Genomic DNA, 17850 nt, shown 5'->3' with positions numbered 1-17850 from the left:
GACACGACATTCCCACGCAGATCGCTCCATGCCAATTATGGAGAGCTTGGCGCGACGACCTGGCGGGTGAGCGTATCGCGCTCCAACCCCGTCAACTGCTTGGTGTCCTCCGCGGAAAATGTGCCGTTGCCAAGGACGCGGACCATGTTGTTCGGGTCATAATTGTTGCTTTGTCTGCCACGGTTCCGCTGTCGTTCGCTATTGGGGCGATCTTCCTCACTTCCTCCACCGAAGCCGAGGAACTCGACGATGATGATGGAGGGTTGCTCGCCGGCGCGCGCCTGCGGCACGGTGGCTTGCTGGGCTGCGGCGCCCGCCGTGTTCGATGCTTCGGTCAGGCCGCCGATGTTGGGTGCCTGGACCTGCGGCACGCCGACGACGCCGCCTTGCGCCTGGATGTTGGCGGCGTTGACGATATGCAAGGCTGCGATGTTGACGAAGCTCGATGCGCGGATCCCCGCCTCGCCTGCATCGACGGTGCCGAGCGGCGCGACCAGATCGACCGTCCCGGGCGGCACCTCCGCGATCTGTCTCAGCGTCGCGATGCCGGCGCCGCTGGACGGCACGACCGGTGACACGGTGACATTGCCGTATCTGTCGTAGGCGCGTTTGGGCGGCGTGTAGATCACCGTGGTTTTGGCGCCGCGGCCGGCGTTGATGTCGCCTTCCGCCGACCAGACGATGATATTGCCGCCGAACGTGGTCATGATGCGCGACAGGCCAAGCAGCACGCTGCCCTTCGAATAGATCTGGATGTCGCCTGCCCCTTGCGTGATGAGGCCGGCATCGGCGCCCGGCGACAGCCCCTCGGTCCCGAGCGTGACCTCCCCGTTCGGCACCAGGAACTGGATGTCGCCGCCGAAATCGGTGTGCACATAACCGCTTTGAACGGTCGTCTTACCCGCGCCGGCCGCGACCGCCGCCGAGAACATCGTGATATCCCCACCATAAGCGGCATCGTTCGGCAACAACGTTGCAATCGCCTGGCGCCCGCGCAAATAAGAGCCGGCACGTGGGCCGCCATCTTCGTTGTATTCGCGCCCGCCTGCGGTCAGTTCGGCGTAATAGACCTGCCGCAGGAAGATGCGCTGCTGCGCTGCCGACAAGGTGAAGAAGTAACCGAGCGCATCGGCCTTGGACCCGCTATAGCTGAAGCGTTCCTTCAGCCAGTCATAAAGTTCATCCCCATAAGTCTTTGCCACCTTGCCGGGCTGATCGGCGAGTTTCCCCTCGCCCATGAGATTCTTCGGATCGAGATAGAGCTTCGCAAAGCCGGTCCAGTCGACTTGCCCAACACCAATCTCACCCGCACCCACGCCGGCCTGCATGACGACACCGGCGCCGGGCCGGTTGTCGCCCGCGAGCAACGGTCCGATGCTTTCGACCGTCGCGATTGACCCTTGATAGATGTCCTTGGCGGCTGTGATTTCGAGCGTGCCGGGGCCGGCAATCGCCAAGCCTCCGCGCCACCCGTTGGTGGACGAGGGAGCGCCCGCATAGATGATGTTGCCGCCGGCCGCGATGGTGGACACGTCGTTCTGATCGGTGTGCAGGATCAGACCCATCGTATTGACGATATCTCCGCCTGCGAGCATCCGCAGCGGCCTTGCAGCCTGATAATAGGTGTTTGCAACGATGCTCTGATCGGGGGCGGTCCAGCTCTGGTCGACGATCCGGCCATATCTGATGCCCGTGATGTCGCCATTCACCGCATAGATGTGTGACGGCTTGCGTTGAGACGGATCGCCTTGGTCCAGCGGGGCTTTATCCTTCACCGTGCTTGAAGCGAAGGCGAAGGGGTGCCCACCACTCGTGTAGGAATAGACGACAATTCCTCCACCGACTTGGTCAGCCGCATTCGCGTAATCGCCGAAATAGTTAGAGGCCGTGATGTTAAGCCCATCATTCAGGATCACCCAGGCCGGCTTGAACGGCGTCGCCAACGCCGTTGTCGGAGTCATCAAGGGACCCGTCTCGCTACCGTTGCCAAAGATCGATCCTTGCGCCAGCACCTCGAGTTCGCCACTCGGTGACGGCAGCATGAGCCCTCCGCCCGGGTTATAGATATTGCCGTTCGCAGCGACCGCCCGCATGATCGGGGGCAGGTATCGGGAATAGGTTGCGCCGCTGCCCGGCTGGAGCGAGCCACCCGCGGCAAACATGTTGATGGCGGTTTGCCCCGTCCACAGCGTGAACCAACTCGCGCCGTCACCGTTCGTTTGACCGTTATTCGCGTCCGTCCAGGCCGTGAGGCCGACGCGGCCCGGATCGAGGATGGTTCCCACGGCCAGATCGCCGCGCGCGCGAAGGTTGACCACGCTATCGCCCGGCGCGAAATCTCCGCCATACAGCGTGGTCATCGAATACGGCGTCAGCGGATTGATCGGCCGCGGATCCGTCCCGTTATCGTTGCGAATGTTTGTCGCGGTGAGACTGCCGAAATCTCCCGTCGCGACATCCATGGTCCCGCGCAGATTCACGAATTGGTTGCCGCCGGTGCCGATATCGCCCGCTTTCACCGACAGCGTGCCGCCGCCCGTCTGCAGCAGGCTGCCATCGCCTATCACGCGGCCGCTGCCACCGACGGCGATGACCACGCCGCGACCTGTGTCGCCGCCGAGCGTGCCGCCCGCTTGCAGCGTGACATTGCCGCCACCGAGCGTACCGAGGCCGGAGAAAGCGGACAGATTCAAAGCCGCGGCGTTATTAGTGTTGATCTGATCAAACGTGTAGCTACCGAAATTGATGCCCCAGGCAGCACGCTGGCCGATTTCCCAACCACCCTGGCGCCACAGCCAGCTTCCAACCTCGTCCGCGCGCGGCGTCAGCGTGCCCTTCACGTCACCTTGCGCGGCTAGCAGGAAATCCCCGCCATGCTCGGTGTAATACATCCGCTGCGAGCCAAGCGTCGCTTCATACGCGGCGTTTGCTGAGCCCAGCACCGTGCCATCGGACAATGTGCCCCGGCTGGCGTTGTAAGGATCGTTGGCCGCGGTCCCGGTCTCCTTGATCGCAGTGCCGGCGGTATAGACCCCGAACGGTGATTTTTGCTCGTAATTGCCGCCGGCGAGAAGCTCGAGATCCCCGGTGCCGGTGCGCACGACGCTGACGCCAGAGGTCGACGTGCTCCCAACGAGCGTGACCTGGAAGGGATCGTTCAACACCACATTGCCTGAACCAGCGAGACTGTCTGCCGTCTTCAGCCCCCGACTGTCGGCGCTCGCAAGATCAGCACCGCCCACAAGCCGCATCGACCAGGATTGCGTCCCCGGTGCGAGCATGGGTGCGATCGCCCACACCTTGCGATCGCCCGGCCCGGTCAGCTTCACGTTCGTCATGCCGGCCGGCAGCACGGTGCCCTTGGGAAGCGGCGTATCGGCATCGAATGTGTAACCCCCGAACAGGGCAAGGCTGGACCCCGCCGGCAACGTTACAGGCTGAAGCACCAGATTGATGGCTGAGTTGATGAAGACCTGCCCGGTAAAATAGACGCCTTTTTCGAACACGGTGCCGATCGGAAATACTGTGTTGACCAGAAGCGTATCACCCGGGTTGTAGGTCTTTTCCGGCGTGATGATGCGCCCGCCATTCAGCTTCCTGGTTTGAACATTGGGCCCTTTTATAGTGAAGGGCTCCGACAAGGTCATCGCGACGGGAAGTGGATTTGCGACGTTCGGGCTCTGCACGATCCTTCCGTCGACGAGATTCAGTTCCAGGTTGATTATGCCGTTGCTCGGAATGGTCGATCCGTTGCCGATTATGACGTCATCCATTGTGACCGTGTAATTTGATCCAAGCATGGTACCTGCCGGGATCAGCACCGTCAGCGCGTCGGGCGATTTCGGCGGCGGCGCGAAGCCGTCGTTGATGCTTCCATTGATCTTGAGATCGCCGGCGGCACGTACGACGAGCACGCCCGGTTCGCCGGAGCCTGGCGCGGCCGGATCGACCTTTGGTCCATAGCGATAACCGGAGAAATCGAGATCGCCGTTGGTCGAGAGATCTCCATCTGACGTGATGGCAACGCCCGGCCGCAGATGGAAGGCGGAGCCATAGGCCGCAAGCCCGGCAAGGCGATTATGCAAGTCGCCATTCTGGAGTGCCGCGTTGATGAATGCCTCACTGTCGGCATGCAGACCATCGAGGTAGGCCTGATCGATGACGCTACCGCCCGGAAGTTGATAGGTGCGGAAGCCGTTCATCGCGATGCTGCTGGTTCCGCGGATATCGAGCGGGCCGCGCGCGTCGACGGCGATGTCATTCGCGCCGATACCGTCGTCATTGGTGCCACCGCGCCGCGGCGCATTGAGCTCCAACTTACCGCGCGCTACGCTGTCCGGCGAGGACATATCGATGGTTGCGCCTGGCCTTAGCGTCATGCTGCCTTGCTTGCTCGTGACCTCGACATGCGCGGTGTTGTTGGCCTCGATCGGTGCACCATAGCTGTCGGTCTGCAGCACGGAGTGATGCACATCGAGCACGGCGTTCCGCGTCAATGTCAGATCGTCGCGCGCCGACAATCGGATGGTGCCGGGCTTGGTCCCGCTCGCATCGATCCTGCCATCGACCGTGAGGCTGCCTTGATCGACCGACACCGTCACGTAGCGCGCCTTGACGCCGTTGCGGATGACAAGGCTGCCCTGCCGCAGATCGAAGCTGCGAGCGCTGAAGAAGCCGGCGTCATTGAGCTTCGCGTTCAATGCGGCGAAATCGCCAAAATCCTGCGCCGCCACCGTGAACTGGCCGCTGTCATAATTGCCCGTCGACGAACCCTTGATCGTGCCGCCGAACGAGACGTGCCCATGTGCAGCGTCGATGGCCTTGGCCGTGATCGAGCCCGCGGCGTTGTTCACCGCCGAGACATCGATCACCGAGCCGGCGCCCTGGACGATATCGCCGCTCGTGCTATTCAGAACGAGATCACCGCCCCAGCTATATTTCGTGACATCGAAGAAGGAGATAGCACGGCCTGACAGGTCGATCACCGCGTTGCCGCCGAGCACGACGTCATGCGCGGCGTTGAAGGTCAGCTTGCCGGAAGGCAAGGCGAATGCGGTATCGACAAAGACGCTGTCGCCGCCAAAGGAGACCGTCCCGCCGAGATCCGTCACGCCACGCGTATCCGCGGGCGCGATCCCAGCTGGCGCGACCAGACGCAAAGCGCCACCTGCGGTAACATCGAGCTTTGCCCCATTGCTCGCCGTGATCAGCGGGGTCGCGACGGTGAGATTCCCGCCCTGCAGTGCGCCCTGGCTGTCCTGGCTTAAGCCCACTTTGAACGTGCCATCGCTGTTCGCCGTGACGCGCCTCAACGCCGTCAGCGCCACATCCGAGAAGCCGAGCGCGAGACGGTTCAGCGTTGCGCCATCGGTCGGCTTGCTCTGTGCAGCGTCGTAGCCGAACAGAACCTCGTTCGCCGTGATGGCGAGATGCCCCAATCCCGTGCCAGGACCGCCGGGCATGACGCTCGCCGGCGCCTGGCTGCCATACGGAGCAGCAGTGCCGGTGCGGATTCCGTTCCAGATCAGCACATCGGCCTTGATGCTCGCCGTGTCGCTTGCGGAGCCAAGACCATAAATGGCAGGCGTATTGAGAACGAGCTTGAGCGGATCCCCGGCCCCCTCCTGCCGCGTGGTGTCGAGCGCGGCGCTGCCGACCAGATTGAACGCGCGGTTTGCCGTGAGAATGAGTTGCTCAAGCGCGGGGACACCGGCGGTCGTTGACGGCCGCAGGAGTTTGTCGAGCACGCTCTGGGTGAGGTTCCAACCCGAGGGAAGCTGGCCCGCGGCCTGCGCCGCGGCGAGCGCAGCCTCCGTGCCGACATTGACCTGCTCCTGTGTGACGTTGAGATAACGTGCGCCGAAATTGACGTCGCCCATGGTGAGCCCGCCCGGCCCGGCCAGCACCACACTGCCGTCAGTGAGCAGCGACGCACCGCTCGCGATGTCGATCTTGCCGGGGCCAACGGCACTCAGGAATTGGAACCAGCCATTGGCGACCGCGAGCACGGCCGGACTGAAATTGGGATCCGCGTACAGATACGGGCTTATGTTGGCATAGACATAACCGAGCGTGGAATCGACGGCGTTGCTGCGCAATCCGCGCGTATCGATGGTCGCGCCGCCCGCCATGTTGACGGCCTTGCCGACCAGGAAGACCTGGCCCGCGCGGATGATGGCGCCATCGAGCAGGTTGACGGCCGCGGTCGTGCCTCCGTCGAAATAAACGTTGGCGCCGGCCCCGGGGTTGTCTTCCTCGAAGTACAGGCTCGTGCCGCCCAGCAAGAGCGTCGATGCTTTGAAGGCATTGACGTCGTCGCTCGAGATGGACGTATGCCCGGCTATGGACACGGCCCCTGGCGCCGTGATGTCGAGCACGGCAGGCCCCAATGAGGTGGCCGACGGCATGACGATCAGCGTCCCGTCGATACCGCCCTTGGCGCCATCGAACAGCGCGGTGCCGGCGAAGGACAGCGACTTCGTATTATCCGACTGCGGCAGGAGACTGATCTCAAGCACCTTGCCGTCCTCTGGCAGACGATGCCGGAGACCGCCGAACTGGGCCGCCCGCGCGCGCTCGAAATCGGCATAGCTCGTCTCGTTATATTGCGAGTAGCGGCGCGTGCTCTGGCCGGAGCTGAAGATCACCCTGGTCGGCAACGCGTCCTTAATTCCAGTGTTGGCGACGCCGAGATAGCCCGATGTGACGACGGAGGCATTGCCGATGGTCACGGGCGCAAACGTGGTGGTTCCCGTCGAGCCAAGCTCGACGCGATAACCGCCGGGCAGCAGCGCATAGCTCGAGGGCAGCAGCGTATAGGTGCCCGCAGGTAGTCCCGACACACCCGAGGGAAGAGTGATCTGCTGACCGATCGCCGGATCGCCGGCGCCGTTGGTCGCGATCGCCGGCGCATATTCAGCGGCGTAACCGGGCACGATCGCATAGACCTTGTTGCCGGCGGCGCTGTAGCTGTTGACCGGATTGGCATTGACGAGCGCTGTCTTCAACACATCGACCGAGCCGCCTCGGCCGGAGATGAAGCCCGCGCCGGTGAGCGTGCCGCCGCCGCTGAGATCGAGCACGGCTCCAACCTCACCCACGACCGACGCGGCATCGATCGAAGTACCGCTCGCGATCTTGTAGCCGTGATGGTCATCGTAAGACGCGCCCGCCAGATTGCGCAGTGTGCCGTCCGCGCCTTGATAGGTGATCCCGTCCGAGGTGCCGCCAAAAGGCATGATCAAGCCGGCTGCGCTTGCGGAGGTGATGCTGCCGCTGCGGAACGTGATACGTGCGTCAGGCGGCACGTCATTGGCCGCGGTATCATCATAATTGTTGAACCAGATATGGCCCAACGGTGCGCGAAGAACGCCGCCCTGGTCGATATTGGCGGCGAAAAAGGCGACACCGCCGAACACCGAAGGCGGGACCGCCGGTGTCTGATCGTCATTGCGGCGGATGGTAAGACGGGTATCTGGGGCATAGCCGCCATTGTCCAATCCGGCCCGCTGGCCAGCCCTGATAATGGCGACCGCGCCGCTCAGAGGATAAATCTGGTCTGCGATCAGCGTGAGATTATAGGCATTGAGGCCGCCAACCTGTTCGTTTTGGTCAGCACGGATTGTGGCATCGCCGACCCGAAGATCACCGCGGCTTTGCAACGTCACCTGGTCAAAACCATAGGCGACGGCATCTCGGATCAGTCCTGAGCCATAACCTTGCTTGGCCGCCGCGCCGAAATGAATATCCCCGTAGAGATCGATGAGATCGGGGAGATGGTAAAATGACTGTCCTTCGCGATCAATTGAGGAGCAGCAAGAAGGAAGCCGCTCGGCACATTGATGCCGGGATAATAGCCTCTGGCATTGTCACCCGCTGCGGGCTTTGTCCCACTGTAGTTGAACCCATCCAGGCGGACGTAAGGCGCCGCAAGGCGAATGCTGGCACTGGATTGATCGGAGGGCGCCGTTATCACACCGCCTGACAAGCGGATGCTGCGCGAAAGCTGAAGATCGATATTGCCGCCAAAAACAAAGAGATCGCGAGTCGAGAGCGATAGCGATCCAAACCCACCCTGCTCTATCTGGTCGACACCGATCACGGTGCGCCCGAATTGCAATGTCGGATCGTCCTCACCCGGCTTGAGATCGGCGCTGAGGCCACTGCGACCCGCATACTGCACGAGGGTGATATCGCGCGATCTCTGGAAGTCTTCCGTCAGTTCGCCGATAGCATAGGGCGCGTTCGCGCTGGGTTGCCCCAACGTATAACCTCGTTCAGCCATCGTCAGATTCAGCGTTCCGCCAGAGGCGCCGCTGCCGCCGCTAGCTGCTCGCAAGGTACCGTCGAGCGTGATGCCGAAGGCGGAATAGAGCGAGATCGTCCCGCCATTGCTGGCGGCAGGCGTCGAGACATAGCCGTTGCCGGTGGAGACATCGACCAGCGCGGAGGTGCCCGATGCATCGATCAAGGCGCCGGGACGAAGGATCACAAACGCATCGCTGACGACGGGCACGCCCGCGTTGTCGACCGCGCCCGTGCCACCGATGCGGATCGTGCCACCGTCCGGCACGGCTGCGTAGGAGACGCCGCGCTCATCGCGTCCCACCGCGCCACGTGCGGAGACATCCAGCACCGCGGCGTTGCCGATCCAGATCGACCGCGTCAGGGCGAATTCGCCATATCCGGAATTGTACCTGGTGTCGCCGGGCGCGTCCTGCAGGCTCGTGATCAGGATACTGCCGGCGGGAGCCGTGATCGCGCCGTCGATGACGGTCTGGCGATTGGCGAAGATCGAGACGGAGTGCCCCGCATCGACATTGATCGAGGCGCCTTTCGCCAGCGTGAAATCATGCAGGCTCCAGAGCGTCACATCGGCGCCCACGCGCTGCGTGACGCTATGCGCGACGGGGTTGATGATGAACCTCGGCGGCGTCCACAGCTCCGCGGCATCCGCGACAGGGCTTCCCGTCGCCGCGTCATAGCTCTTGTCCGTGAAGCGATAGACCGGCACCTCGACGTCAAGGCGCGTTCCCTCGCCGATCTCCATGCCAGTGTTGCTGGAGATCTTGTACGCGGAGAAGCCGGACCGGAACAGCTCGGGGTCGAGCACCAGCGCATCGGCCACGGCCTTGCCGATCGCGATCGCCTGGCCCGCATCCAATGTCAGCGTGCCGCTGCCGCCAAAACCATACGCGCGGATAGCGCCCTCAAGGATGAGTGGATTGGTGAAGAACTGCGTCGAGGCCAGATGCGCATAATCATTGGCGACGAGGCTGACATTGCCGCCCTTGCCGCCTTTGGTTTTGCCATCCACCAGGATGGCGCCGCCTGACGACACGTCAATGAGCGAACCCTTCGAAAGCGTGATGCCGCCTGTGGTCGAGACGGTGAAATTTCCGCCATCAAGATGCGCGAGACGTGATGAATCGGTTTGCGCGTCGCGGAATTCGTTGGTCCACAATCCGCTGAGATCAATGGCAACCCTTTCGCCGATCGTGACCTGCGAATTGCCGTTCGCGTCGTTGAGCGCCCACCATTTCGCGTTCTGCCCCTGGCCGAGCACGGCATGCATGAGATTGGTCAGCGTAATACTGCCGCCATGAGCCGTGACGTCTGCGCCGATATCGACATGCGGCGCCGCGAAGGTCACCTCCGCGCCGGGCGCAAGTTCAAGCGGCGCCTCGACAACGATTTCCTTGCTGCTCGCAAAGTTGAGACCGCCCAGCTTGGCGGCATTGATCGCGTCCGCGTCAAACAACGCGGTGCCGATGCGGCTGTCAGGCGACAGCGATTTGTCGTTCAGCGCCTCAGTGATATCAGACACACGGCCAAAGACGACCCGCGCAGCGGATGCATCGGTGAGACCGATACCCGAGTAGCTGCCCAGCGCAAGCCTGCCCTCGAGCGGCGCGACGTCCTGGGGCAGCTTGTAGCCGTCGGCGGTGCCGGAAGGCCGGTTCCCGGTCTGGCGCTCACCCTTCACGATGTCGGCGAGGATGGTGGCTTCGAAGATCGACGTCGGCGTCGACAGGATAAGGGAGCCGGCGTCGCGGCCGACGGTGTAACCATCTTCCCAGCGGGTGGAGACGCTGCCCTTGCCGAACGGGGACGTCCAGATCTCGGTCAGCGGATCGTAAACCTTGCCCTCGACATAGTGCTTGCGCATATAGCCGCCGCCGAGCGCCATGAACTGCATATCGGCGCGCGCATTATTGATATTGTAGGTTCGGCCATCCGCCCCGAGGAAGTTGGTGGTCCTGATATAGCCGCCCTCGTAGCTGACCGAGCCGCCGGAGACGTCGAACACTGCCCCCTTCTGCGCGACCACCTCCGGCGCCGCCAGCGTGATGGTGCCGCCGAGCGCGGTCCATTCCCCGATGCGATGGGCGGTATTGGCGAGATAGCCCGAGACCTCGAGCAGACCGCCCGGCGTATAATAGCGGTCGGTCGCATAGCCGCCTGTGCCAGCCGGCACCAGCACCAGATTGCGCGCGTCGATCCAGACATCTGCGTTCTTCAGATAATCCTGATCGCGATTGACCGGTGAATCGCGCAGCTCATTGCCTTGCACGTTGACCATGATGTTGTTGGCCGACATCGGCAGCAGCACGCCGCGCACGCCCGAGACATCGATCACCGCGCCATTCTCGGCGAAAACGCGGCGAGCGGCGGAGACGGCAACCTGGCCACCTTGCGCCTGCGTGATAGAGCCACCCTTGAAGACCACGTTGCCGCCACTGACGATTTCGACGCGGCCTTGGTCGAGCCGATCGGCGAGCAGCGAGAGATTGTTGAACTGGGCGTTGGCGGTCGGAACGTGGGTGAAGGCGTTGGAATCGGCGATCAACTGGTTGCGCTGGCTGTCGAGCGCGGTTTCGGCGCTGCCGAGCTCGGGCAGGATGGCGGTCAGGCTGCCGCTGCCGAGCGTGACACTGCCGGCGGGGTCGGAGGCGGCGTTCAGGAGGTGGATGGTGCCGCGGGTGTTGACCGAGGTAGTGGCAACCAGCACGCCGTCCTGGCCGATGCTGCGACCCGCGAATGTGATATCGCCTTGCTGCGCGAAAGTCAGGCCGGAATTGCCAACGACCGCAAGCGCATCGCGGACGATCGGCGAAATCTCGTTGCCGCGCGTGGTCGAGGCCTGGTTGGCGTCGGTGCCGTAGCCTGGCCGCAGCAGGAAATCGTTGCCGGCCGCAAGCTGCACCTGACCGCGCGGCGCGCTGATCGCGCCGGCGTTGCTGACCTCGGTGCCCATCAAGAGGACGAAGCCGCCGCCCTGCTTCGCCGACGACGGCGCGCGGGTCGAGATCAGCGCGCCGGCCTCGACCTTCACGGCCCCACCAGCATCGGTGAAGCTGGGCACGTATTGGCCACTTTCCTGCCGCGAGTAGATGCCGCTATTGAGGAACTGGGTGTCGGTGATATTGGCGGTCGAGGCGATCAGCGACCCGACATTGATCTGGCTCGCACCGCCGAAGATGATGCCGTTCTGGTTGATCACATAGACCGACCCTTCGGCCTTGATGTTGCCGAGGATCTGGCTCGGCGATGTGCTGCCGACCACGCGGTTGAGCGCCACCCAATTGGCATTGCCCTGCTGGTCGAAGGTGAGCGTGGTGCGCGCGCCGACGTTGAACGAATTCCAATTGAGGATCGCCTGCGCCCGGGTCTGCTGGATGCCGACCTGGGTCTGGCCGCTGGCATCGACGGCCTGCGTCGGCGCATTGGCGCCCTGCCATCCAGCCGCCGCCTGCAGGCCGCCCGGCGCCAGCCCATTCGGCACAGCGACCTGCGGCAGCGTCGCGGAGCGCTGCGCGGCCTGCGCCGCGCTGCGCGCCGCGCCCTGCACCGCCTGCATCGCCTGGATGGCGCGCGTGGCCCGCGCCAGCGCATCCTGGCTTTGCTTGGCGACCGTCGCCGCGTCCTGCGCCGCCGACTGCGATGCAGCCATCGCCGCCGCCGATGGTGTCGGTGCCTGTCCGCCTAATGGACGTGCCACCACTGCAGTATTGGCCAGGAACAGCGCCACCACGCTGACGCCGGTTCGCAGCGCCGCGTGACGGGCATGGCGGCGCATGGGACCGTTAGCGGTCGAGGGTGAACGGGCGGACATCGGGTGGCTCCTTCAGACGACGGTACGCCCCTGACGCTGCAGCCGGAAGTCGCCGCCGCCTCGGGGGTCAAGAGAGGTCTCACCGCTAAGACCGAATCCCGAGTGGCCGTTGACTACGCTTTCGGAAGATTTTTTTGAGAAATTTTTTACCCGTCCCGTCCGAATCAGCTCAGCAGCACGATTCCACCCGGCAACCGCTGCAGTTTTGCGCCGAACGCGCGCCCCAATCCCAGCAGCGCCTCATTCATCTGATCGATACGAAAGCGACCGCTGAGCTGTTTCTGGCCCAAGGCCGCGTTCATCAAGATGATGCGGCCGGGCCGATATCGATTGATTTCTTCCACGGCTTCGACGAGCGGCGTGCCGCGGAATTCGACGATGCCGCGCTGCCACTCCGAGGCTAGCTGCGGATCGACTGCGGCAATCTCGCTCAGTCCCGCAAGATCATAGCGCACGCGCTGGCCAGGTCGCAGGGCCACAACGTCGGCTCCACGTTCGATCCGCACCGCGCCGTCGAAACAGGTCACGCTGACCGGGGACCGCTCGCCGCTTGCGGTGTAGCGGACATCGAACCGGCCGGATTCGGCGATCGTCCTGCCGTGCGCCGCCAGGACCACGAGCGATCGCGCCGGGCGCATCGATGTTGCAAACGATGCTTCGCCGGAGATCAACTCGATGCGATCTTCGATTCCTTCCGCAGGACGGACGGCCAGGCTCGTCTGCGTGTTCAGGCCGATCGTCACGTCGCCGGCGAATGTGACATGGCGTTGCTCGCCGGTGCCCGTGCGGTAATCCGAATTGAGTTCGGACAATGACGGCCAAAATCCGAACGGCGGGTTGAGCACGCCATAGACCGACGCCGCGGCAAGCGCCGCGACGCCGGCGCTCAATACCGCGCGACGGTTCATCCTGCGGCGCCGTCCCAGCGCATCGAGCCTGGCTAGGAAGCTTTCACCCGGACCCGACAGAGCATCGCCGGCGACACCAGCCGTATGCCACAGGCGCTTCGTCTCCAAAAAGGCTGCTTCATGCAGAGGACTGCGCGCGCGCCAGAGTTCCAGCGCCGCCACGTCCTTCGGCGTCATCTCTCCGGATGTGAGCTTCTGCAGCCAGTCGACCGCTTCCCGCTCCACCGGGTCCAAACCAGGGCGTGCCTTGCTCATCTCAATGTTGTGCCTTTCACCGCTGCCTCCGTGAGAAAGCAAGCGACGATCGCAGGAGTTCTTACCTCTAAGACGATTCTCGGCGACCGAAAGTGCACGCTCAACCCTTCAATTCCTTATAGCGCGCCAGGCAATGTTCGAGTGCCAACCGGAGTTCTTTCGCAACGAGCTGCCGGGAGATGCTGAGCCGATCGGCGATTTCCTGGCGGGGAACATTGCCGACCCGGGCCGCCAGAAAGATCACCCGGCGCCGCTCGGGGAGTTCGTTGACGATCGCCTCGAAGGCCTCCAGATCAGACCGCGCCAACATGGTTTGCTCAGGCGTCGGCGCATGATCGGGCAGCTCAAGCAGGCTTTCGATCTCGATCGCCGATATGCGTTGCCGCCGCTCCATCCGGCGGCGATCCTCCGCCACGTTCAGCGCGATCCGGAAAAGATAGCTGCGCGGGCTTTGTACGGCGCCAATCGAATCCGCGCGCGACAGGCGCAACCATGTATCCTGCATCGCATCGCCGGCGAGATCGGCCGAGCCGAGGCGTTGAGTCAAGCGCGCCTTGAGGTCATCATAGCGATCGACAAACAGCCGGCGGATGATCGTCAAGGCGGTCTCGGTCATGGCCGCGTCCCAGCCGATCGGAGGTTGGAATCGGCCTTGCCGCACCCCTGCGCCACGCCGGGTCCTTGCGGCACAATCAAGATCAAGACCGGCTGCAGAAAGCCCGCCGGCGGTGGCTCGTCGAAGCGCACGCTGCGCAAGGTCGCATCAATCCGGTCATCAGCGTCAGGCTTGCCGGTGGACCCGATACGTTGGGATCTCTGGACGGTGCCGTCTGGCGCGATCCAGAACACAGTGGCGAAGCGATAGCTGCCCGGACGCGCGCCGCCCGATCGGCAAAGAGCATCCGCAATGCTCGCCTGAATCTGTCCATAGTAACGCCGATGTTCTGGCGATCGTGTTTGCTGCGCCGCCTGCTGAGTGGCGAGTGGCTCCGGCAACAGCACGAAAGTCGTCTCGGCCACGAACTCGGCAGCCAAACCGGTGCCAGACAAGAGCTTTCGGAGCGCCTCGTCCGGTGCAAACACGCCCTGGACATCGCCGGAGAGGCGGCCGGCCGCAAGGCTCGTGTCGTAGAGGGCGTCGCGTCCGGTCGCATCGACATAGCGATTGAGCGCGGCGGCGAGTGGTTGCGAGGGGATATTGAATTCGATCGGCGCATTCGCTGGCCTGGTCTGAGCCGCGGCCACGTCGATACCCGCAGCCATGCCCGCGACGGCCAATGCGCATGCCCAAGCTGCCAGTCGCCTATTGGCCGCCGTAACGACAACACGCTTGGCGCGATCCGGTCTGAGTTCGGCTAGGGCCGATCGAAGCATCACCACTGTCCCCGCCCACGCAGATCAGGACAGCCGTTCCGGCTTCCCAGCGCTACGACCTGCCCGCCGACGGTCCAAATTGCGCGTCAGCGCACATCCCAAGCCAACGCGTGGCGGACGCTAGTGACGTAATATTACGGTTTGACGACAGCCGTAGCCCCTAGTCCGTGTCGACGATCCAGCCCAGACACGCGGGTGCCCGCCTCAGTCGCTCACGCGAGATTCGCGAGTGGCAATTCGGTGGTCGACTTGATCTGCTCCATCGTGAACATCGATGAGACGTCGTGCAGGTCAATCTTTGCGATCAATCGCTGATAGAGATCGTCATAGGCGCGAATGTCGGACACGACGGCTCGGATCAAATAGTCGACGTCGCCGCTCAAGCGATAGAAATCCACGACCTCCGGAAAGCTCGTGACGATTTTCCGGAATTTCTGCGCCCATTCCGCATTGTGCTGGTTGGTCTTGACCGCGATGAAGACGCTGACGCCAAGGTTCAGCTTTTCCGCGTCCAACAGCGCCACCCGGCGTTTGATGTAGCCGGAGCTCTCAAGCTTCTGGATCCGCCGCCAGCAGGGCGTCGAACTCAACCCGACCCGCTCGGCAATCTCCTGCATCGAGAGGCTGCTATTCACCTGCAGCGTCGCCAAGATCTTGCGGTCGAAGTCGTCGAGCATGCAAACCTCCGAATCCAGGAGGGAAAAGAATATTTTGGTTGTCACAAACCTTGTTTGAAGAATGTTATTGTCATGCACGCGCCACGGCTAGCATGAACTTTCATCAAGCGCTGTACAATCTCGCGGCAGCGTGTAACGTCCCCGCCACGAGCCAGGCCCCTCATGGAAAATCCGCTGATGAAAAGCCCGCCAGGCGAGGCATCGGACGGCTAAAGCGGCCGATCCTTGCCTGTTCTGGCGGCAGTGCGGCTTACAGCCGCTGGCCGCCGCTGGCGTCGATCTGTTGGCCCGTGACCCAGCCGCCATCGTCGGACGCCAGGAAGGCGACGACTTTGGCGATATCGGCCGGCTGGCCGACACGCCCAAGCGCGATCGAATTGGCAACTTCGCGGCTGGCGACGGGATCGCGCGCGTTGGCGTTCATGTCGGTCGCAGTGGCGCCCGGCATCACGGAGTTCACCGTGATTTGCCGCCCGCCAAGATGAACAGCGAGCAGCCGGCTCAACGCCTCCAGGCCCGCTTTTGCCGGCGCATAGGCTGCCATGGCGGGGTACGCGGCGCGCGTTCCCATCGACGAAATGTTGATGATGCGGCCACCATCGCGCAAGTGGGGCAACAGAGCCTTGATGAGAAAGAACGGCGATTTGAGATTGGTCTGCAACAGAAGCTCGAAATCTTCTTCCGTGATCTCCTCGATCGTCGCACGCTTGCCGACACCGGCGTTGTTGACGAGGATATCGAACGCTGTCTTGCCGTATCGCTCGGTTAGTTCCGCGGTGAACTTTGCGGCAAGAGCTACAGCACCGCCACGCGCCGACAGATCGGCCTGCAGTGCAAACGCAGCTCCACCGGCAGCGACAATCTCGTCGACGGTAGCGCGCGCGGCTCCCTCGGCAGAGTGATAATGAACCGCAACGATCGCACCGTCCCCGGCGAGCCTGAGTGCGATCGCCTGCCCGATGCCGCGGCTCGCGCCGGTGACCAATGCAATCTTGGCTGCCAGTGCGCTCACACCGACCAGCCTTTCGCCGCCTCGAGCTGGCGGGCGCGATCAATCAGCGATTTGCGGTCGATCTTGTTGGTGCCGGCCCAGGGCAATTCATTGACGAATTCGATGCGGCGCGGATGTTGATAGGCCGGTCCATTGGCAATCGTGAATTTCCGGATATCGTCCACGGTCGGCTTGGCGTCGGCGCGGGTGACGATGAAGGCGACCGGGACCTGGCTGCGCTCCTCGTCCGGCAGCGGCACCACCACCGCCTGCTGCACCTGCGGATGACGCTCCAGCAACTTCTCGACCTCGCCGGGATAGACGTTCTCGCCCGAGCAGACGAACATGTCGTCGGCACGGCCGACGAAATAGTAGAAGCCGTTCTCGTCGCGACGCATCACGTCGCCGCTGTAATACCAGCCGTCGGTGATCGCCTTCGCCGTCTGCTGCGGCAGGTTGTGATAATGATCCATCAGCGCAGGATTGCGCATCAACAGCACACCCTCATTCTCGGTACCATTGATGAGCTTGACTGCCTCGGGATCGATGGGATAGCCGAGCGCGAGCGGCGGCGTTGGAATGCCCTTCGGATGCGGTCCAAACACTGCCGGCCCGGCTTCGGTGGTGCCGTAGCCGATGGAGAGCGTGACGTTCGGCAGGACCTGCTTGATCTTGTCCCACAGACCCATCGTCATCGGCGCCGAGCCAAGCATCAATCGCCTGATCGATGTGATGTCGTTCTGAACCAGCAACTCGCGCTCCTTGATCACCCGCGCCCACATGGTGGGGACGGCCGTCGCCGCCGTTGCCTTGTATTTGGCGATCGCCTCGATATAGCTCCTGGTCTCGAACGATGGCAGCAGCACCACGGATGCGTTGGTCGCAAAGATTGTCTTGGTCGCGAACAACCCATTCATGTGGAACAGCGGCTGCGCGATGATGTAGCGTTCATTTTCGTTGAGCGCGCCGCTGGTTCGGGTGGAAAGCGCCCAGAGCTGACCGAGATGCGACAACGGCACGCCTTTCGGCCGGCCGGTCGAGCCGGAGGTGTAGAGCATCTGGCCCACTTCGTCCGGTCCGGCCACGACACTGTCAAAGGACTCGAAGGGCTTTATGCTTGCGGCAAAACCGTTCGGGCCGGCGTCGTCGAAGTCAATCACCGGAATGCCCTCGCGCACCTGAGGGCGGTTCGCAGCGTCGGCGAAGGCGAGCGCGATCTTGGCGTCATCAATCACATAGTCGATGGTGTCGCGCGCGACCTTGATATTGACGGGCACCGCGATACAGCCCGCCCGCATGATGCCGAAATAGGCCGCGACATATTCGGCGCGATTGAATGACAGGATGGCGATATGAGTGCCGCGGGAAAATCCGCGGTCGGTCAGGTACTTTGCGACCCCGTTGGCGAGCTGATCTACCTGCCGGTGGGTATAGATTCTCGGGCCACCGGGCAAAGCGAGATCGATGATCGCTTCCTTGTCCAGATTGCCCCTGCGATCGATCAGATCGCCCAAATTGTGCCAACGCATC

At 63.1% G+C, this 17850-nt stretch carries 8 protein-coding genes; all 8 read right to left on the bottom strand.

Annotation, left to right across the window (positions count from 1 at the left end):
- Window positions 1-35: 35 nt before the first annotated feature.
- The 8 genes from ACZXDY_RS03535 to ACZXDY_RS03500 all read right to left on the bottom strand — a co-directional run bounded on the left by ACZXDY_RS03535 (window position 36) and on the right by ACZXDY_RS03500 (window position 17849).
- Entirely contained in the window at window positions 36-7667 is a 7632-nt protein-coding gene (locus tag ACZXDY_RS03535; protein ID WP_464344510.1) for a filamentous haemagglutinin family protein, read from the bottom strand.
- 32 nt (window positions 7668-7699) lie between these two features.
- The gene (locus ACZXDY_RS03530; protein WP_464344509.1) at window positions 7700-12115 is read right to left on the bottom strand and encodes a two-partner secretion domain-containing protein; all 4416 of its coding nucleotides are present in this window, start codon (window positions 12113-12115) and stop codon (window positions 7700-7702) included.
- Between the two features lie 164 nt (window positions 12116-12279).
- Window positions 12280-13278, bottom strand: coding sequence for a FecR family protein (locus ACZXDY_RS03525; RefSeq protein ID WP_464344508.1), 999 nt, complete (start codon window positions 13276-13278; stop codon window positions 12280-12282).
- A 100-nt stretch (window positions 13279-13378) separates the two neighbouring features.
- Window positions 13379-13879: an RNA polymerase sigma factor gene (locus tag ACZXDY_RS03520; RefSeq protein WP_464344507.1), complete on the bottom strand. Its 501-nt coding sequence runs from the start codon at window positions 13877-13879 to the stop codon at window positions 13379-13381.
- Window positions 13880-13890: 11 nt separating this feature from the next.
- Entirely contained in the window at window positions 13891-14541 is a 651-nt protein-coding gene (locus ACZXDY_RS03515) for an STN domain-containing protein (RefSeq protein WP_051396486.1), read from the bottom strand.
- Between the two features lie 323 nt (window positions 14542-14864).
- Window positions 14865-15329: an Lrp/AsnC family transcriptional regulator gene (locus ACZXDY_RS03510; protein ID WP_130222800.1), complete on the bottom strand. Its 465-nt coding sequence runs from the start codon at window positions 15327-15329 to the stop codon at window positions 14865-14867.
- 250 nt (window positions 15330-15579) lie between these two features.
- Complete coding sequence (locus ACZXDY_RS03505) at window positions 15580-16341, bottom strand: SDR family oxidoreductase (protein WP_464344506.1); 762 nt, start codon at window positions 16339-16341, stop codon at window positions 15580-15582.
- Window positions 16338-17849 (bottom strand): class I adenylate-forming enzyme family protein, encoded by a 1512-nt coding sequence (locus ACZXDY_RS03500; RefSeq protein ID WP_464344505.1) that lies wholly within the window; start codon window positions 17847-17849, stop codon window positions 16338-16340. The genes ACZXDY_RS03505 and ACZXDY_RS03500 overlap by 4 nt, the downstream gene beginning before the upstream one ends.
- Window position 17850: the final 1 nt, after the last annotated feature.

Source organism: Bradyrhizobium sp. LeoB3, from assembly GCF_055456055.1.
Note: the sequence above shows the minus strand (reverse complement) of the source record. Positions and strands in the feature narration are given on the sequence as shown.

What these genes read in the sequence shown, in the direction of transcription:
- ACZXDY_RS03530 (WP_464344509.1), bottom strand. Translation starts at nt 12,115, where the DNA reads ATGTCCGCCCGTTCACCCTCGACCGCTAACGGTCCCATGCGCCGCCAT.
- ACZXDY_RS03525 (WP_464344508.1), bottom strand. Translation starts at nt 13,278, where the DNA reads ATGAGCAAGGCACGCCCTGGTTTGGACCCGGTGGAGCGGGAAGCGGTC.
- ACZXDY_RS03515 (WP_051396486.1), bottom strand. Translation starts at nt 14,541, where the DNA reads ATGGCTGCGGGTATCGACGTGGCCGCGGCTCAGACCAGGCCAGCGAAT.
- ACZXDY_RS03510 (WP_130222800.1), bottom strand. Translation starts at nt 15,329, where the DNA reads ATGCTCGACGACTTCGACCGCAAGATCTTGGCGACGCTGCAGGTGAAT.
- ACZXDY_RS03500 (WP_464344505.1), bottom strand. Translation starts at nt 17,849, where the DNA reads ATGCGTTGGCACAATTTGGGCGATCTGATCGATCGCAGGGGCAATCTG.